Origin of the sequence: Flavisphingomonas formosensis, from assembly GCF_009755815.1 — a bacterium.
Taxonomy (GTDB): domain Bacteria; phylum Pseudomonadota; class Alphaproteobacteria; order Sphingomonadales; family Sphingomonadaceae; genus Flavisphingomonas; species Flavisphingomonas formosensis.
The window spans coordinates 364144-381664 of sequence record NZ_WRPK01000003.1; the positions used below are offsets into that span (position 1 = coordinate 364144).

General features: G+C 64.0%; 16 protein-coding genes and 1 tRNA gene. 8 read left to right on the forward strand and 9 right to left on the reverse strand.

Going from position 1 to position 17521, the window contains the following annotated elements:
* Positions 1-207 precede the first annotated feature (207 nt).
* Positions 208-1806, forward strand: a complete 1599-nt coding sequence (rtcR, locus tag GQY20_RS11135; protein WP_157217141.1) for an RNA repair transcriptional activator RtcR — start codon at positions 208-210, stop codon at positions 1804-1806.
* A 17-nt stretch (positions 1807-1823) separates the two neighbouring features.
* Here rtcR and tam read toward each other — a convergent pair whose 3' ends face one another.
* Positions 1824-2600 carry a trans-aconitate 2-methyltransferase gene (gene tam / locus GQY20_RS11140; protein WP_157217142.1) on the reverse strand — a complete coding sequence of 259 codons (777 nt, stop codon included), beginning with the start codon at positions 2598-2600 and terminating at the stop codon, positions 1824-1826.
* A 151-nt stretch (positions 2601-2751) separates the two neighbouring features.
* Between tam and GQY20_RS11145 the strand changes: the two genes are divergently transcribed.
* Positions 2752-4821 carry a PAS domain-containing hybrid sensor histidine kinase/response regulator gene (locus tag GQY20_RS11145; protein WP_198350911.1) on the forward strand — a complete coding sequence of 690 codons (2070 nt, stop codon included), beginning with the start codon at positions 2752-2754 and terminating at the stop codon, positions 4819-4821.
* A gap of 102 nt (positions 4822-4923) precedes the next feature.
* Here the strand turns inward: GQY20_RS11145 and GQY20_RS11150 are convergent, their stop codons facing one another.
* Positions 4924-5634: a Bax inhibitor-1/YccA family protein gene (locus GQY20_RS11150; RefSeq protein WP_157217143.1), complete on the reverse strand. Its 711-nt coding sequence runs from the start codon at positions 5632-5634 to the stop codon at positions 4924-4926.
* Positions 5635-5636: 2 nt separating this feature from the next.
* Positions 5637-5870 carry a YdcH family protein gene (locus tag GQY20_RS11155; RefSeq protein WP_232475996.1) on the reverse strand — a complete coding sequence of 78 codons (234 nt, stop codon included), beginning with the start codon at positions 5868-5870 and terminating at the stop codon, positions 5637-5639.
* A gap of 274 nt (positions 5871-6144) precedes the next feature.
* Here GQY20_RS11155 and GQY20_RS11160 point away from each other — a divergent pair, with 274 nt between their 5' ends.
* The 3 genes from GQY20_RS11160 (at position 6145) to GQY20_RS11170 (ending at position 11051) form a co-directional block, all read left to right on the forward strand.
* Complete coding sequence (locus GQY20_RS11160; RefSeq protein ID WP_157217145.1) at positions 6145-7245, forward strand: calcium:proton antiporter; 1101 nt, start codon at positions 6145-6147, stop codon at positions 7243-7245.
* Between the two features lie 144 nt (positions 7246-7389).
* Positions 7390-7761, forward strand: coding sequence for a helix-turn-helix domain-containing protein (locus GQY20_RS11165; RefSeq protein ID WP_157217146.1), 372 nt, complete (start codon positions 7390-7392; stop codon positions 7759-7761).
* Between the two features lie 350 nt (positions 7762-8111).
* Complete coding sequence (locus GQY20_RS11170; protein WP_198350912.1) at positions 8112-11051, forward strand: M10 family metallopeptidase C-terminal domain-containing protein; 2940 nt, start codon at positions 8112-8114, stop codon at positions 11049-11051.
* Between the two features lie 101 nt (positions 11052-11152).
* Here the strand turns inward: GQY20_RS11170 and GQY20_RS11175 are convergent, their stop codons facing one another.
* Positions 11153-11965 carry a mechanosensitive ion channel family protein gene (locus GQY20_RS11175; protein ID WP_157217148.1) on the reverse strand — a complete coding sequence of 271 codons (813 nt, stop codon included), beginning with the start codon at positions 11963-11965 and terminating at the stop codon, positions 11153-11155.
* Positions 11966-12164: 199 nt separating this feature from the next.
* Positions 12165-13064, reverse strand: a complete 900-nt coding sequence (locus GQY20_RS11180) for a LysR substrate-binding domain-containing protein (RefSeq protein WP_198350913.1) — start codon at positions 13062-13064, stop codon at positions 12165-12167.
* 91 nt (positions 13065-13155) lie between these two features.
* On the opposite strand from GQY20_RS11180, the gene GQY20_RS11185 reads away from it, so the two are divergent.
* From GQY20_RS11185 to GQY20_RS11195, 3 genes are all read left to right on the forward strand, one after another.
* Positions 13156-13932 carry a ferredoxin--NADP reductase gene (locus tag GQY20_RS11185; protein ID WP_157217150.1) on the forward strand — a complete coding sequence of 259 codons (777 nt, stop codon included), beginning with the start codon at positions 13156-13158 and terminating at the stop codon, positions 13930-13932.
* 119 nt (positions 13933-14051) lie between these two features.
* Positions 14052-14297, forward strand: a complete 246-nt coding sequence (locus GQY20_RS11190) for a type II toxin-antitoxin system Phd/YefM family antitoxin (protein ID WP_232475997.1) — start codon at positions 14052-14054, stop codon at positions 14295-14297.
* Entirely contained in the window at positions 14294-14677 is a 384-nt protein-coding gene (locus GQY20_RS11195; RefSeq protein WP_157217152.1) for a type II toxin-antitoxin system VapC family toxin, read from the forward strand. Before GQY20_RS11190 ends, GQY20_RS11195 begins: the two co-directional genes overlap by 4 nt.
* 73 nt (positions 14678-14750) lie before the next feature.
* Here the strand turns inward: GQY20_RS11195 and GQY20_RS11200 are convergent.
* The 4 genes from GQY20_RS11200 to GQY20_RS11215 form a co-directional block, all read right to left on the reverse strand.
* Positions 14751-14826, reverse strand: a tRNA-Thr gene (locus tag GQY20_RS11200).
* A gap of 63 nt (positions 14827-14889) precedes the next feature.
* Positions 14890-15771, reverse strand: a complete 882-nt coding sequence (locus GQY20_RS11205) for a hypothetical protein (protein ID WP_157217153.1) — start codon at positions 15769-15771, stop codon at positions 14890-14892.
* Positions 15768-16109 (reverse strand): MmcQ/YjbR family DNA-binding protein, encoded by a 342-nt coding sequence (locus tag GQY20_RS11210; protein ID WP_157217154.1) that lies wholly within the window; start codon positions 16107-16109, stop codon positions 15768-15770. Before GQY20_RS11210 ends, GQY20_RS11205 begins: the two co-directional genes overlap by 4 nt.
* Positions 16106-17419: a replication-associated recombination protein A gene (locus GQY20_RS11215; RefSeq protein ID WP_157217155.1), complete on the reverse strand. Its 1314-nt coding sequence runs from the start codon at positions 17417-17419 to the stop codon at positions 16106-16108. The genes GQY20_RS11210 and GQY20_RS11215 overlap by 4 nt, the downstream gene beginning before the upstream one ends.
* Positions 17420-17521: the final 102 nt, after the last annotated feature.

Sequence of the window (17521 nt, forward strand, 5' to 3'; positions counted from 1 at the left end):
TGCCGGACGTCTCCTATTCAGCAGGATGCGTGCCAATCAGAAAAAGCGGTCTTAAAAAACGACAAGCCATTTATTTCGCTGAATTTTATCGTTCAGGCTGCAGATCGGGTAAAAATCTGGTCTGGGCGATTTCCTATCTGAAACGATACAAGTTTATCCTATAGGATATGTTCACGACGCAGCACTTGCGATTAATTGAGGCATATCATGAAACCCCTCACCGTCATCGGCTTCCTGGGCTCCACGCTGGATGCCAGCAAGTTCGGCCCCACGCGCTGGAGCAAGTGGCGCCCTTCGGTCGGGCTGACGATGCATGAGGATCTGCGCGTCGACCGCTTCGTGATGCTGCACGGAACGGCACACAAACGGCTCGCCGACTATGTCGCGGCCGACATCGCCGACGTCTCGCCGGAGACGCGGATGGACCTGCGCGTGCTCGACCTCGTCGATCCGTGGGACTTCGAGGAGGTCTATGGCAAGCTGCTCGATTTTGCGCGCAGCTATCCTTTCGATCCCGAGGCCGAGGATTATCTGATCCACATCACCACCGGCACGCACGTCGCGCAGATATGCCTCTTCCTTTTGACCGAGGCACGCTATTTGCCCGGGCGTCTGCTCCAGACGCAGCCGCGGCGCGGTACCAGCGACGGGGCAGGCGTTTGGACGACCATCGACCTCGACCTTTCGCGCTACGACAGCATCGCGACGCGCTTCGCCGCGGCGAGCGCGGAGAGCACTTCCTTCCTCAAATCCGGGATCGAGACGCGCAATTCCGCCTTCAACCGCATGATCGACGAGATCGAGCAGGTCGCGCTCCGCTCGCGCGCGCCGATGCTGCTGATGGGACCGACCGGCGCCGGCAAGAGCCAGCTCGCGCGGCGCATCTATGAGCTCAAGCGGCTGAAGCATCAGATCAAGGGACCGTTCGTCGAGGTCAATTGCGCGACCTTGAAGGGCGATGGCGCGATGTCCGCGCTGTTCGGCCATCGCAGGGGCGCCTTCACCGGCGCGATTGCGGATCGCCCGGGCCTGCTGCGCGCGGCCGATGGCGGCATGCTGTTCCTCGACGAGATCGGGGAGCTCGGCATCGACGAACAGGCGATGATCCTGCGCGCCATCGAGGACAAGCGCTTCCTGCCCGTGGGCGCGGATCAGGAGGCGGCGTCCGATTTCCAGCTGATCGCCGGCACCAACCGGGATCTCGGAACGGCGGTGGCTGCGGGCGCCTTTCGCGACGATCTCTATGCCCGGCTCAATCTGTGGACCTTCGCCCTGCCGGGTCTTGCCGAACGGCGTGAGGATGTGGCGCCGAACCTCGATTATGAGCTGGACCGCTTCGCCGAACGGGAAGGCCTTCGGGTCGGTTTCAACAAGGAGGCGCGGCAGCGCTATCTCGGCTTCGCTACGTCGCCGGAGGCGAGCTGGCTCGGCAATTTCCGCGATCTCGCCGCCAGCGTCACGCGCATGGCGACGCTTTCGCCGACTGGGCGGATCGATGTCGATTGCGTCGAGGCGGAGATCGCCCGGCTGAGGCGGCTTTGGTCGGCCAGTGCGGGCGTGGACGGCGATGCGGCGTTGCTGGATGCGGTGCTGGGCGCGGAGCGGCTCGCTGCCATCGACCCGTTCGATCGTGTCCAGCTGGCCGAAACCATTCGCGTCTGCCGGGCCAGCCGTTCGCTGTCCGAGGCGGGGCGCGCGCTGTTCGCCGTTTCGCTTGCGCGGCGCACCAGCGCCAACGACGCCGATCGGCTCAGAAAATATCTCGCGCGGTTCGATCTCGACTGGCCGGCGCTGCAGACGGTCTGAATTCGGTTGCCGGCCCCTTACCCGGGTCGCTGCGCGAGCAGGAACAGGCGCGGGAAGGGCAGCAAGACCGTGCCGTCCGCCAGCGCGGGATAGGCGTCGGCGACGGCCGCCTCGTAGCGGGCGAGATAGGCATCGCGCTCTTCCGCGTCCAGCGGATCGAGATAGGGCCGCAAACCGCTGCCCTTGAACCATTCGACGATGCCGGCCGCGCCATCGGGCAACGGATGATGGTAGACGGTGCGCCACACGTCCAGCCGCTGCGCCCGGCCATGCAGCAGGCGGAAATAATAATCCGCTTCATGACGGGGTGCGCGGCTCTGCCACGCGGTGGCCAGCTTGGCCGACCATGGGCCATCGGCCGCCACCTCGCGCATCAGGCGGTGTGCCGGCTCGTCGAGATTGTCCGGCATCTGCACGGCCAGCGTGCCGTCCGGCGCGAGTTTCCCGAAAAGGCGCGGAAACAGCGCCGCATGATCCGGCAGCCATTGCAGGACGGCGTTGGCGAGGATCAGGTCGTAGCGTTCGGCCGGGCTCCAGCCGGCGATGTCCGCGACCGAAAAGTCGACGTCCGGCATGCGGCGGCGCGCAGCCGCGATCATGTCGTCGGAACTGTCCAGGCCGCTGATGCGGGCCTCGGGATAGCGGTTTCGCATCAATTCGGTCGAGTTGCCGGGCCCACAGCCGATATCGATCGCATGGGCCACAGTCGCGGTGGGCACATGGGCGAGGAGATCGAGGATCGGCCGGTTTCGTTCATCCTCGAACTTGCGATATTGCGCGGCAGACCAGCTCATCGGCTTCACTCCTGAAGCGCCGCGAAATGTCCGAAACGGGGGAAATTTGCAATCACGGTAACTGCCGTGGCGCATTGCTAACGCTCTGTTCACAAGGGACTGCCAAAGCTGTTAGACGTAGGTGGCTGATGCATTTCTTTGAGTGAAGGCTATGCGGGAACGGCGCGAAGCGGAGGATCCGTGGATCCGGCTGATCGCAGCGAGCGAGAGGATGGCTTCGTCGCGATCGATCGATGCCGTCGTGGAAATCCTGCGGGAGACGGCACGCGACGTCGTGGGGGCCGACGGCATCTGCGTGGTGCTGAGACAGGACGATCATTGCTATTATGCCGGGGAGGACGCGATCAGCCCGCTCTGGGCGGGCAGCCGCTTTCCCGCGGAGAGCTGCATTTCCGGTTGGTCGATGATCAACCGCAAGACCGCGGTGATTCGGGACGTGCTGTCCGATCCCCGCATTCCCCGGCATCTCTATGAGCCGACCTTCGTACGCAGCCTCGTGATGGCACCGATCGGGCTGCCCAATCCGACGGCGGCGATCGGCGCCTATTGGCAGGACTTGCGCAACCATGATCGCGAGACGATCGCCCGCCTCGAGGCGCTCGCTCGCGCCGCCGCGCTGGCGATCGAGAATGCCCGGCTGATCGAATCGCTGCAGGATAGCGAACGGCAGCGGCGCATCGCCTTGAATGCCGGCCGCATGGGCGTCTGGCGGATCGAGGTCACGACCGGCGTGCTGGAGGCGTCGGACCTCTGCAAGACGGCGTTCGGACGCGATCCCGCCGAGCCCTTCACCTATGGGGACATGCAGTCGGCGACGCATCCCGACGATCGCGACCGCCTGTCGCGCGCCATGCACGAGACGCTGACCTCCGGTGCCGATTACGACATTGAATATCGCATCCTGACGCCCGGCGGGGAGGAGCGGTGGATCGAGTTTCGCGGTCAGCCGAGCTTCAGCGCCGAAGGCGAGCCCATGTCCGTATCGGGTGTTTCCATCGACGTGTCTGATCGGCGCCGGCTGGAGGCGCAACTGCGCGATTTCGCCACCACGCTGGAGGAGAGGGTGGTCGATCGCACCCGCCAGCTCGTCCGCACGCAGGATGCTTTGCGCCAGTCGCAACGGCTGGAGGCAATGGGTCAGCTCACCGGCGGCGTCGCGCATGATTTCAACAATCTGCTCACCCCAATTCTCGGCAGCCTGGATCTGCTCAAGCGGCGCGGCATTGGCGACGCGCGCGAGCAGCGGCTGATCGACGGGGCGCTGCAATCCGCGGACCGGGCCAAGACGCTGGTCCAGCGTCTGCTCGCCTTCGCCCGGCGTCAGCCGCTCAAGGCGTCGGCGGTGGATCTCGCCGCGCTGATCCTCGATCTGACGCCGCTGATCGGAACCACCGTCGGCGCGCAGGTCGAGCTCGTGCTGGATCTGCAGGAGGATCTGCCGCTGGCGTGGATCGATGCGACCCAGATCGAGACGGCGCTGCTCAACCTCGCGATGAATGCGCGCGATGCGATGGAGGAAAGCGGAACGCTGCGCATAGAAGCGCGTCACGTCATGGTGGGCGAAGGGCATGCGGCCGGGCTGATTCCGGGATCCTATGTCCGCCTGGCGGTGGTCGATACCGGCAAGGGCATGGACGAGGAGACGCGGCGCCGCTCGATCGAGCCCTTTTTCTCGACCAAAGGCATTGGCCAGGGGACCGGTCTCGGCCTCTCCATGGTGCATGGCGTGGTCGCGCAGCTCGGTGGGGCTCTCAGTGTGGCGAGCGAGCCGGGCGTCGGCACGGTGATCGAGCTGTGGCTTCCTACGACATCCGAACCGATCCTCGTGACCACGGTCGACGACAATGCGATCCCCGAGCGCTGGGGCATGGCGCTCGTCGTCGACGACGAGGATCTCGTGCGTGTCGCGACGGCGGACATGCTGGCCGAGTTGGGTTTCGATGTGGTCGAGGCTGCGTCGGGGATGGAAGCGCTTGCGATGCTCGATCGATATCCCGACATCGATCTCTTGGTAACGGATCATCTGATGCCGGAAATGACCGGAACGGAGCTGGCCGCTGTGGCAAGCGTCCGCCGTCCGGATCTTCGCGTGCTCGTCGTATCGGGCTATTCCGATGCGATCGGCATTTCACCTGGGCTGGCGCGCCTGGAAAAGCCTTTCCGGCAAACCGATCTCGCCCAGAGCCTGGCCGCGATCATGAAGAGGCCCCGTTTCCCCTGATCGGTGTCGCTTCCGCTATGTCACCGTCGAGGTGAATCGATCCATTGCCGGCAATGGGTTTCGCAGCGGAAAGCGGGCGGCGTTTGCCGCCCGCTCCGTCGATCAGCCGTCGCGCTCGCCCGTGAGCGAGAGGAGCAGCTGGAATATGTTGATGAGGTTCAGATAGAGGCCGAGGGCGCTCATTACGGCCAGTTTTTCGGCCTGTTCCGTGCCCGCGAAGCTCAGATATTCCGATTTCGCCCGCTGCGTGTCCCAAGCGGTGAGACCGATGAACACGCCGACCCCGATCACCGAGATCGCGGTCTGCAGGATCGTGGATCCCAGGAAGATATTGACCAGCGACACGGCTATGACGCCGATCAGGCCCATCACCAGGAAAGTCGACCAGCGCGAGAGATCTCGATTGGTCGTATAACCCCACAGGCTGACGCCGCCGAACATGATGGCCGCGATCAGGAAGGTCGAGGCGATGCTCGTCCCGGTGAACACCAGGAAGATGCTCGCCATCGAAACGCCCATCACCGCCGAGAAGGCAAAGAAGGCGGTGCGTGCCGATGCCGTCGTCATCCGATCGATACGGAAGCTGAAGAAGAACACGAAAGCGAGCGGCGCCAGCATGGCCACCCATTTGAGCGGCGTGCCGAAAATCGCGGCGACCAGCGCGGGAGAGCTGGCGACGCCCATGGATACGGCCGCCGTGATCAGCAGGCCGATGCCCATATAGCGATAGATGCCGAGCATGTGCCGCCGCAGGCCGGCGTCGAACTGGCTGGCAGCGCTGCCGGCCGCGGGATGCTGATAGATGCGTTCCATGATCAACTCTCCGTCCGGCCGAGCGCCGGCTTCGAGCCGCCGAGGCGCGTCAGTACCTGCCGGGCGGCGTTTTTGAGGGCCATCCCGCCGGGATGGTGGCGATAAAGCTGATCCTTCACGGCCAGGCGCCGTTTCTTGAGGTGCATCAGGCGGAAGGAGTCCGGCACGCGACGCGCCAATTCGCGCTGAATCTCTCGGTTCAGCAGGCGATGCGCGGCGATCAGCCGTTCGATCAAACTGGTCATTCTGGTCCTCCATCGAAGTGACTTCGATCGAGGCGCCGGGAGGGGGAGACCAAGTCATCCGAACCTGCACCGAGCGCGCTCGATGCGGTCCGACATCACGGGGCTTTCAGGAAAGCCGCCGCCAGAGGGGCCCGGTCCCGCACCCTCAAGGTAGAGAAGATATCTCGTTCGTCAAGGTTCGGTGCGACATGGTCTGCAGGATCGCGATGAAAGTGGAGCTTCGGACGGCAGGACAAAGCCTGTCCCGCTTGCTAAGCAGCATGCGATGAAGCTTCCTCTCCGCCTAGCCGCCTCGTGGCTCACCGTTGCGCTCTTCCTTGCATTCGGGCCGGCGATGCTCGGCATCGGCCATTCTCTGATTTCCGCTGCGCTGTTCGCGTGGCTGATCGCGATCATCCTTTGGTCGGCCTTTGGCGTGGTGCACGAGGCGGAGGAACTGGCCGAGCGGCTCGGCGAGCCGCTCGGCACTCTGGTGCTGACCTTGTCGATCGTCATCATCGAAGTGGCGCTCATCGCGGCAGTGATGCTGGATGCCAAGGGCGTGCCGACATTGGGCCGCGACACCATGTTCTCGGTGCTCATGATCGTGCTCAACGGCGTCGTCGGCCTGGGCCTGCTGATCGGCGGCCTGCGCTATCATCAGCAAAGCTACAATCTGCAGGGCGCCAATGCCTATCTGGGTGTGATCATCCCGCTCTCGACGATCGCGCTCGTCCTGCCGAATTTTACCACGTCCACCTCGGCCGGCACGCTCTCCCTGATGCAGGCGGTTTTCTTCTCGCTGTTCACCATCGCGCTCTACGGCATCTTCCTATGGCTGCAGACCGGCCGCCACCGCGGTTTCTTCGCGGCCGCCGGCAATGGTGTGCCGGGCGAGGATTGCCGGCCTTTGCCGCATCCGGTTTCCGCTGCGGGATCGAACGGCAGACACGTCCTGCTGCTGCTGGCGAACATCCTGCCGATCGTTATCCTTTCCAAGAGCCTCGCCAAGCTGCTCGACAAGGGTATCGCCTCTCTCGGCGCGCCGGCTTCGCTGGGCGGCATCATCATCGCGATGATCGTGTTCGCGCCGGAAGGCATTTCTGCGCTGCGTGCTGTCCGCGCGGATCAGCTTACGCGTGCGATCAACCTCTGTCTGGGCGCGGCGACCTCGACGCTGGGGCTTACCGTGCCAGCGGTGCTCGTGATCGGCCTCGCAACCGGACAGCCGGTGATATTGGGTGTCTCTGCCTCCAACATGGTGCTTCTCGCCGTCACGCTGCTGCTGACGATGCACACCTTTTCCGGCACACGGACCACGATGCTGGAGGGGGCTATCCACCTGTCGCTGTTCAGCGTTTTCATGGTGCTGGTGTTCAGCCCCTGATGATTGCGTTTCCCCGCTATCTCTGCGCTGCGCCTGACGCCGTTTTCCTCTCCGAAGCGGAGTGATTCGGCCTTCCCGACATTCCGAATGAAAGGATCGCACGACTACTATCCTTGCACCAACGGTATGGAGGCAGGGAGGAATATGACGGGGCAGGAATTGCGTGCGTTGCGTAAGGCGGCAGGGTTCAGTCTGGAGCAGCTGGCAGGAATCGTCGGCTTGTCCGAGAATTTCATCGGTGAGATGGAGCGCGGCGAAAAACCGATCGATTTCCAGACGCGAACCCTGTTCTTCCATGAACTGACCCGCCGCATCGCGGTGGTCGAGGTAAGTGACGGGCGCTTCGGCGTGCTCCGCATCCCGCCGATGGAAGCCAATGCGGAGGAGGCGGCCTGGATCGGTATCTGGCAGACCGAGGCCGAGGCGCGCGCGCAGGCGCAGCGGCTGTGCGAGGCGAAGGTAGGCCATGTGCTGACGGCGGGCGTCATTCGTTTGCCCGATCGGGGCAGTTGCTGATCCGGAGCCGCGGCCGTCCCTCGGATGGAAAATCGTCCTTATTGACGCGGTTGGCGGAATAGCGTGAGAAAAAGCGCCTCCGGACGACAGAGGATCGGTATCGCCGGAGCGCATTTTTCGATCGGGCCTTCATACCCCTCCACGATCGAGGCTTGTTGTCCAGCAATCCGGCAAGATTTGCCATATGGGTTCGGATATACGATCGCCTCCTCCTGAACCCGTATGAATATTTCAAATATTTAAGCGCCATAACCCATCCGATATAAACAGGAGCTCACGAATTCACTCCCGAGCTGACTTGGACGATGGTAAACGGCACAGGTCGGCCAGAGTCCCGGGGGAGAGCGTCCATGACCGTCGTTTCCGATTACACTGCGCTGTTGAGCGGTTCATACTGGAACGGAATCGAGGCCACGGGAAAACCCGTGATCGTCACTTACTCCTTTCCCACGAGCGCTCCTGACTATTTCTCCTCGATCGATGGTTTTACTGCGGCGACGACGGCGAGCTTCCAGGCCTTCACGCCTGCCGAACAGGATCAGGCGCGAGCGGCGCTGGCAGAATGGGCGAGCGCGTCCGGCATCACTTTCGTCGAGGTGGCGCCGGGTAAGGGCGACATCAACTTCCAATTGGCAGATCTGAACACCAGCAGCTATTCGGGGGCGGGCGGCATCGGCTTCTATCCCTTCGGCGACTGGAATTATTTCACCACGCCGAGCTTCCAGAGCGATCTCGACGCCTCGGGCGACGTGGTCATGAACAGCCAATTTGTCAGCGGCGGCACGGTCAATTATGGCACGCTGCTGCACGAGATCGGTCATGCGATAGGCCTCAAGCATCCGACCGAGGCGGTGACCGACTATGCCGCCGATCCGGATGTGGTGCACGATCAGGTGCTGGCATCGGACGATCCATCGCGCACCATCATGGCCACGGTCGGCGGCGCCTCGCACCTGCTTCAGCTCGACAAGGATGCCGCCGCCTTCATCTACGGCTCGGCCGGCACCGGAGGGGTCGTCACTTCCGACGCGTCGGGCTCCAATTCGGTGGTCTCGTCCTGGAGCTGGAATGCGACCACGGAGACGTTGACCGAGGCGGGTCATGCCGGTGCGGACACGATCCGCGGCACGTCCGTTACCGATATCGTCAGCGGCCTCGATGGCGACGACTGGCTGTTTGGTCTGAACGGCGACGATCAGCTCTTCGGCGGGGCGGGCAACGATCTCCTCTCGGGCGGCCCCGGCCACGACGTGATGACGGGCGGCGCCGGCAACGACACCTATATGGTGGACGATCCGCTCGACAGCGTCGTGGAAGCGTCCAACGGCGGCACCGACGTCGTCCTCGCTTTCTCGGATTATACCCTCGCCGCGAATGTCGAGCAGCTCCAGCTTTATGGCGACGGCCTCACCGGCCAGGGCAATAGCCTCGCCAACACCATCTTCGGCGACGGTGTCTACGCCAACCATCTCTACGGGTTGGCGGGCAACGACTATATCGCCGCGGGCAGCGCCGCCGACACGCTCTACGGCGGCGACGGCAATGACAGCCTCTATGGCGGGGCCGGCGACGATCTGATCGAGGGCGGAGCGGGCACCGACTATCTCTACGGCGGTGATGGCATCGACACGCTGACCTATGTCGATGCGACCTCGCGGGTGACGGTCAATCTGTCGATCACCACGGCGCAGGCAACGGGCGGTGGTGGAACGGATACCATATCCGGCTTCGAAAATCTGATCGGCACCAACTATAATGACATTCTGACCGGAGATGGCGGGGCCAACATCCTCTATGGCCTTGCTGGAAACGACATGCTGTCTGGCAAGGCCGGTGCCGATACGCTTTATGGCGGCGACGGCGACGACGTGCTCAATACGGTTTCGACCGATGGCGCTATCCTGGATGGTGGGGCGGGTTTCGACATCGCGTCCTTCGCCGGCCTCGCTGCGGGGGTGAGCATCACCGTCGACGACGGCGTCCACGCCAGCGGCGGCGCCGGCAATGTCACCTTCACCAGCATCGAGGGCCTGATCGGAACCGATTTCGCGGATTATCTGTCCGGTGATGGCGGGACGAACAGCCTCTATGGCGGGGCTGGCAACGACGTGCTGGATGGCCGCGGTGGTACCGATTATCTCGACGGCGGCGCGGGTATCGACGCGGTCTATTATAATCACGCCCTCTCCGGCGTCACCGTGAACCTGGTCAGCACCAGCTATCAGAATACCGGCGGTGGCGGCATCGAGGCGCTGCACAATATCGAGCAGATCTACGGATCCGATTATAACGACACGCTGACCGGCAACGAGTTCGCCAACACGCTGATCGGATCGCTGGGCGACGACGTGTTGAGCGGCGGACTGGGTAATGATCTGCTCTACGGCGGCGATGGCATCGACACCGCCAGCTATGCGACCGCCGCCGGCGCCATCCGCGTCAGCCTGGCGATCACCGCCGCGCAATCGACCATTTCCGCCGGCGTCGACACGCTCTCCGGCATCGAGAACCTCACCGGCGGCGGCTATGACGACCAGCTGACCGGTGACGACGGCAACAACGTCCTCATCGACAATGCCGGCAACGACATCCTCGTCGGCGGCCTCGGCAACGATACGCTCAACGGCGGCGCGGGGAGCGACACGGCGAGTTATGCGAACGCCACCGTCGGCATCACGATCAACCTGTCGCTCACTACCGCGCAGGACACGCATGGCGCGGGAACCGACACGCTGCTGTTCATCGAGAACATCACCGGCTCCGCCTATGACGACACGATCACCGGCTCGGCGCAGGTGAACATAATTTACGGCGGCAACGGCAACGATACCATCGACGCTGGCTCATCGAACGACACCGTCGACGGCGGTTATGGCAACGACATATTGAAGGGCGCAGCGGGGGACGACACGCTCATCGGCAATGTCGGCGCCGACACGCTGATTGGCGGCGGCGGTGCGGACACGCTGACCGGCGGCACGCAGAACGATACGTTCAGCTATCTCGCGGTGGGAGACAGCACGCTGGCGGCTTCGGATCGGATCACCGATTTCGCCAAAGGCGACATTCTCGACGTGTCCGCAATCGACGCCAATACCAAGGTGTCGGGCGACCAGGCCTTCCATCTCGTCGGCGCCTTCGATCACACCGCCGCCGAATTCACGCTCAGCTACGATGCTGGGACGAATACCACTACCGCCCTGTTCGATACCAATGGCGACGCGGCGGCCGACATGCAGATACTCTTCACCGGCAACGTCACGACGCTGACCTCCACCTGGCTGCTATAGCCTTTGCGGTCTTATCGTAGGGAAAACAGGTCCCCACTTTCCGCACGATGCCCCGGCCGAGGCGGCACCGGGCCGTCGTCTTCGCCCGGCGCCGCAGCCGGTCAGCTACGGTTGGTGATGTCGTGCCGCGTAAACGGGCCGGGAAAGCCCGCCGCGCCGAATACGCGGGCGATCAGCGCGTTGGTATCGAAATAGACCTGCCAATAATGATCGGTGTGGCAGAAAGGGCGCACCGCGAGCTGCGTCCCGCGCTCGTTGAAATCGAGTATCGTCACCTCGGGCGCGGGATCGGCGATCACATTGGGGATGGCCGCCAGTTCCGCCTTCAGCCGCGCGATCGCGTCCAACGGATCGACTCCGAAGGCGAGCTGCGCGGTCCGCTCGACACGCCGATAGGCATGGGTCGAGTAGTTCTGGATCGTGTCGCCGCTGATCTTGCTGTTGCCGACGATCGTCTCGACATTGTCGGGCGCGGTAATGGTGGTGGCGAACATGCCGATCCGCGTGACCGTGCCGGTGACGCCGCCCGCCGTGACGAAATCACCGACCTTGAAGGGGCGGAAGATGATCAGGAAAGCGCCCGCCGCGAAATTGGAGAGCAGCCCGGACCAGGCTGCACCGACCGCTATGCCGATCGCCGCGATCAAGGCTGCGAAGCTCGTCGTCTCGACGCCGAAATAGCCGAGGATCGAGATTACGAGAATGATGTTGAGCGCGATGGCGAGGACGCTCGCGATATAATGCTGGAGCGTCGCGTCGAAATTGCGCCGGGTGAGCGCCGTGTCGAGCAGGCGGATCGCGAGGCTGATCAGCCAGCGTCCGATCATGTAGAGGATGATGGCGCCGATGATCTTGAGCACCACGGCGGTGATCAAGGGGACGACGCCGAGCGACCAGCTTTGCAGTTCGTTCATGACCCTCTCCTCCCAAAATCTGCGTGAACTAACTCTTCAATCGCACGTCTTCGTTGGGGACCGGTCGGTCGGCGGGATGCTGGGCCTTTCGTTACGGCTGTCAATCGAAATTGCTTCCGCCGCCGTGCGAAACGGCCTTGCCCGCGCTGGGCCCCGGTCCATCAGCCGGGCCGGTCAGATCCATCGGGTGCCGCCCGGGTCAGGCGCGCGGGTCGAGTGACGGCGTGGTCTTGCAGATCTCGAGAAAGGCGCGAATGCCGGGCGTGATGTATTTTTCCCGATGGGACAGGATGAAGAACGGGCGCCGCAGGTCGATCTCGGGCACCTGCAATTGCACGATGCGTCCCTGTTCCAGCGATTGGCGCGCGGCAAGGTGGGACACGCAGCCGACGAGCGAACTGACCGCGACCATCTCGATGATCGCCTCGATCTGCTGCAATTCCATGCCGATCTGCCACTCGCTCCAATAGGGATGCATCGCCCGATCGAGCGTCTGGCGCGTGCCGGACCCCTTTTCGCGCACGACCCAGCGCTCCGCGAGCAGCGCATCCACCGGGCAGGGGGATCTGCTCGCCAGTGGATGGGACGGATTGCAAATCAGCACCAGCTCGTCGCCGAGCCATTGCGTCATCAGCAGGTCGGGATGGGCATATTCGCCTTCCACCAGCGCAAGATCGAGGGAGAAATCGGCGATCTTGCCCGCGATCGCCGCCGTATTGTTGATCTCCAGCGTCAATGGCCGCCCGGGATGGCGCTGGACATATGTCTCCATCAGCAATGGCGCGACATGGCTGCCGATCGTCTGCGTGGCGCCCAGCCTGAAGGAGGCGGGGCCGAGCCGGCCTGCCAGCAGTGCATCGATTTCCTCGGCCCGGTCCAGGAGATCGCGGGCCGCAGGGAGCAGCGACCGGCCGGTTTCGTTGATCTTCAGCCGCTTGCCGGCCCGATCGAACAAGGGCCGGTCATAGCGCCTTTCCAGCTCGATCAGCGCCGCGCTCGCCGCCGATTGAGACATGCCGAGTTCCTCCGCGGCTGCCGAAATCGTCTCATGGCGGGCCGTGGCGGCAAATATCTGCAAGTGACGCAGGCTGAAACGCATATCTGATTTATCGATGATTTTTACCGATATTACTAGTTTTTTGAATTTCGAGAAGGCGGGTATCACCGGCTCCATCATCTGGAGCATCGACATGGCAAGCCTGCGTACCGAACGTATCCTCAGCGTGAATCACTGGAGCGATCGGCTGTTCAGCTTCAGGACGACGCGCGATCCGTCCTTCAGGTTCGAAAACGGCCATTTCGTCATGCTCGGCATCGATCTCGGCGGAAAGCCCCTGCTGCGCGCGTTCAGCATCGCCAGCCCCAATCACGGTGAGGAGCTGGAATTCCTCAGCATCAAGGTGCCGGACGGTCCGCTGACTTCCCGGCTCCAGAATATCGAGCCGGGTCAGGACCTGATCGTCAGCAACAAGCCGGTCGGCACGCTCGTCGTGCGCGATCTCCGGCCGGGACGGACGCTCTATCTCCTGGCAACCGGCACCGGGCTGGCGCCCTTCATGAGCATCATCCAGGATCCGGAAACCTACGAGAAATTCGATCATGTGGTGCTCGCGCACGGCGTGCGCACGCGCCAGGAACTGGCCTATGCCGACTTCATCACCGAGGAGCTGCCGCGCGATCCCTATCTCGGCGAGGAGATTGCCGCGAAGCTGCTCTACTATCCGACGGTCACGCGCGAGGAGTTCCGGAACCGGGGCCGGCTGACCGCCCTGCTGGGCTCGGGCAAGCTCGCCGCCGATCTCGGCCTTCCGGATCTCGACCCCGCGGTCGACCGGGCGATGATCTGCGGCAGCGCGGCGATGCTGAACGATATGTCGGCGCTGCTCGACGAACGCGGCTTCCAGCTGTCGCCCGGCGTCGGCGAACTCGGCGACTATGTGATCGAGCGCGCCTTCGTCGAACGGTGAATTTGCAGCGCGGGCAAGATTGTCCGAGGAAATCCACTGGGGCCGCCATTGATATGGACTATTAAGTAGTCCATATTGTCGGGGTGGATTGGTGGAGGGCGTGTCCCGTGCAAATATCGGTGACGGAGGCAAAGGGACAACTCACCGATCTCGTCCGTCGGGCCGAAGCAGGGGACGAGGTCATTCTCACCCGCCACGGTCACGCCGCCGTTCGGTTGGTCCCTGTCAATCCGGTCGGCAATGCCGCATCGCGCAAGGCGCTGCTCGCCTCTGTCCGATCGTCCGCTGCTGCGAAGGTTGCGGATCGTCGAGTCGCGGCGCGCAGCCAGGACTTCCTCTATGGTGAGGATGGCCTTCCGGAATGATCGCCGTCGATACGTCTGCGTTGATGGCGATCCTTTTAGGCGAACCGGAGGCGGACGGATGCGCCGCCCTACTCGAAACTCAGGATCGACTGCTGATTTCAGCCGGCACCGTCGCCGAAGCGCTGATCGTCGCCGGACGCCGCAATCTGGGCGAAGAGATTGCGCGCCTGATCGACGGGCTGGGTTTCGAGATCATCAGCGTCACGTCCGCATCCGCGCGCCGTGTCGCCGAGGCTTATGAAAAATGGGGGAAGGGCATTCATCCGGCAGCTCTCAATTTCGGCGATTGCTTCGCTTATGTGGTGGCAAAGGAGCACGGATGCGGGCTGTTGTATGTGGGCGAGGATTTCGCACGAACGGACGTCGAGGGGTGTCTCTGAAGCGATTGTCCGAACTTATGCGAGGATGGCCAAGGCGACGGACGTCGCCGTCGGCGCCTGAAGCCCTACAAAATGGTGCCGGGTGTCGGACTCGAACCGACGACCTACCGCTTACAAGGCGGTTGCTCTACCAGCTGAGCTAACCCGGCAGCATGTGTTCCCATGCGTCAGAGCGGCGCTCAGGTCCAGTCTCTGCGTTGCGGGCCTTTGCCTCAGGCGACGCCGAACGTCCACCCCTCCGTGTGCGCCAGCGTCGGGTCGGCCTTGAGGCCTTGCGGATCCCAGAGGGCCGGATCGGCGGAGCGGCGGCGGAGCCAGGCGGCGGTCAACAGCGCGTCGCTGCTGTGATCGTCGATCGGGCCACGGCCGGCCACGGGATCGCTGCCCAGCAGGGCGAGGGCGTCGTTCAGCGCCTCGTAGTTCGTCATCTTGGTTGCGTTGCGCGGGCGTCCGGCGGCGATCGCTGCTATGCTGGTGTAGATTTCGACGATCAGCGGGCCGCTCTGCGGCACGGGATCGAAGGGCCAGACCGGGATCCGGCCGGCTAGGCGATGGAGCACGCGCATGCCGGTGAGGCTGGAAAGCCCCACCTGGCTGGCGCCGACGAGGTTGAAGCAGGAGGTCGGCCGCCCCGATGCCGCAAGCCGCTCCACCGCGCGCAGCCTGCCGTTGCGATCGGCGCTGGCGAAGCGCGGCCCGGTGGCCGCGCCGACGCGGAAATAGGGCATGATCTCGGGATGCGCGACGTAGCGCGAGGCGGCGAGATGCGGATCGTCCTCGCTGATCGCATCGACGTGGCGCCATAGCGCGCGGGCGTCGGCGGGCGAGCCGGCCAGATCCGGGAAATAGGCGCCGGTATCGGCGAAGGGCAAGGCGGCCGAGAAATCGACACCGACCAGCATGTCCGCCCCCATGGCGGCCCGTTCCAGCAGCCAGTCGAGCACGGCCTGGCGGGACCAGCGCGCCTCCGCCGGAAAGATCAGCGCCGGTGCGGCGGTACCCGTGTCGCAGCAGGCGAGCGCGATGCCTTTCTGCCAGGGGCCCTTCGCACCCGACCAATCGATGCAGGCGAAGCGCGTGAAGCGGCGGATCATCCCTTCTTGCGCGGCCGCGCCTTTGGCCGTGTCAGGCACCAGTCGCGCGAGCGTTCGATCATCGCGTAGACCCGATCGGGATCGGGGCTGTCGAAGCGCACCAGCACCGACGGCCATCCTTCATAATGGGGAGTCTGCCAGAAGGTCTCCGGATCGGTTTCCTTGAGCATCTCCACCGTGTCGCGATCGATGTGGAGGCAGAAAGATCCGGCCTCTCGTCCCGGCGAGATCATCGTGTGGCCGTTCGCCTTCACTGCGGGCTGGCCGTAGCTGCTGCCCGCTTCGGTGCCGGCGAGCGACAGCGCATGGGCGACGATCCCGTCCCAATCCAGGCTCATGGCTTCTGGCGATCCTCGCGCAGCCGGTCCCAATAGGCCAGCCGCTCGGCGATCTTGGCTTCGAAGCCGCGCGGGGAGGGGGCGTAGAAATGCTGCGCGGTCATCTCCTCCGGCCAGTAATCATCGCCCGAAAAGCCGTCGGCCGCGTCATGGTCATAGGCATAGTCCTTGCCATAGCCGATATCCTTCATCAGCCGGGTCGGCGCGTTGAGGATGTTCTTGGGCGGCATCAGCGATCCGGTCTGCTTCGCGGACGACCAAGCCCGCTTCTGCGCGACATAGGCGGCATTGGATTTGGGTGCGGTCGCCAGATAGAGGCAGGCTTGGACTATGGCGAGCTCGCCTTCCGGCGAACCCAGGAAATCATAGGCGTCCTTGGCGGCGAGGCACTGCACCAGCGCCTGGGGATCGGCGAGGCCGATATCCTCGGATGCGAAACGAACCATCCGGCGCAGCACGTAGAGCGGCTCCTCCCCGGCAACCAGCATGCGCGCGAGATAATAGAGCGCCGCCTGCGGATCCGATCCGCGCAGCGATTTGTGGAGCGCGGAAATCAGGTTGTAATGGCCCTCGCGATCCTTGTCGTAGACCGCGACCCGCCGGTGCAGCAGCGCGGCGAGCCCGGCGGGATCGAGCGCCTCCTCCAGTTCGACGGAAAACAGCGTCTCGGCCTGATTGAGCAGGAAGCGCCCGTCACCGTCCGCGCTGGCGATCAGCGCCTCGCGCGCGGCCGGCGTCAAGGGCAGCGGGCGTTGCTCCTCGGCTTCCGCCCGGTCGAGCAGCTGACCGAGGGCTGCGGCATCGAGACGATTGAGGATCAGTACCTGCGCGCGGCTCAGCAAGGCGGCGTTGAGCTCGAAGCTCGGATTCTCCGTCGTCGCGCCGACGAGGATCACGGTGCCGTCCTCGACATAGGGCAGGAAGCCGTCCTGCTGCGCGCGATTGAAACGGTGGATCTCGTCCACGAACAGCAGCGTGCGGGTCGCCATGCGTGCATGCTCGCGCGCTTCGGCGAAGACCTTCTTCAGGTCGGCGACGCCGGAGAAGACCGCGGAGATGGCGGCAAAGCGCAGCCCGACCGCATCGGCAAGCAGGCGGGCGATGGTCGTCTTGCCGGTGCCCGGCGGTCCCCACAGGATCATGGAGGAGAGCCGGCCGGCGGCGACCATCCGTCCGATCGCACCTTCCGGGCCGGTAAGATGATCCTGGCCGACCACCTCGTCGAGCCGGCGTGGGCGAAGGCGGTCTGCCAGCGGCCCGACGTCGGCGGGAACGGCGGCAGCGGTTTCGGAAGCGAAGAGATCAGCCATGATTGGGCCCGGATATAGGCGCCGACGCCGGAAAAATCATCCACCACCACAAAGGAGCCTTGCATTTATGACGACTCAAGATATATCTTAGACATGCTGAAA

Coding starts and splice junctions, on each gene's coding strand:
- GQY20_RS11185 (WP_157217150.1), top strand. CDS start 13,156: ATGGCAAGCCTGCGTACCGAACGTATCCTCAGCGTGAATCACTGGAGC.
- GQY20_RS11160 (WP_157217145.1), top strand. CDS start 6,145: ATGAAGCTTCCTCTCCGCCTAGCCGCCTCGTGGCTCACCGTTGCGCTC.
- GQY20_RS11145 (WP_198350911.1), top strand. CDS start 2,752: ATGCGGGAACGGCGCGAAGCGGAGGATCCGTGGATCCGGCTGATCGCA.
- GQY20_RS11165 (WP_157217146.1), top strand. CDS start 7,390: ATGACGGGGCAGGAATTGCGTGCGTTGCGTAAGGCGGCAGGGTTCAGT.
- GQY20_RS11150 (WP_157217143.1), bottom strand. CDS start 5,634: ATGGAACGCATCTATCAGCATCCCGCGGCCGGCAGCGCTGCCAGCCAG.
- GQY20_RS11170 (WP_198350912.1), top strand. CDS start 8,112: ATGACCGTCGTTTCCGATTACACTGCGCTGTTGAGCGGTTCATACTGG.
- tam (WP_157217142.1), bottom strand. CDS start 2,600: ATGAGCTGGTCTGCCGCGCAATATCGCAAGTTCGAGGATGAACGAAAC.
- GQY20_RS11210 (WP_157217154.1), bottom strand. CDS start 16,109: ATGAGCCTGGATTGGGACGGGATCGTCGCCCATGCGCTGTCGCTCGCC.
- GQY20_RS11215 (WP_157217155.1), bottom strand. CDS start 17,419: ATGGCTGATCTCTTCGCTTCCGAAACCGCTGCCGCCGTTCCCGCCGAC.
- GQY20_RS11180 (WP_198350913.1), bottom strand. CDS start 13,064: ATGCGTTTCAGCCTGCGTCACTTGCAGATATTTGCCGCCACGGCCCGC.
- GQY20_RS11175 (WP_157217148.1), bottom strand. CDS start 11,965: ATGAACGAACTGCAAAGCTGGTCGCTCGGCGTCGTCCCCTTGATCACC.
- rtcR (WP_157217141.1), top strand. CDS start 208: ATGAAACCCCTCACCGTCATCGGCTTCCTGGGCTCCACGCTGGATGCC.
- GQY20_RS11195 (WP_157217152.1), top strand. CDS start 14,294: ATGATCGCCGTCGATACGTCTGCGTTGATGGCGATCCTTTTAGGCGAA.
- GQY20_RS11205 (WP_157217153.1), bottom strand. CDS start 15,771: ATGATCCGCCGCTTCACGCGCTTCGCCTGCATCGATTGGTCGGGTGCG.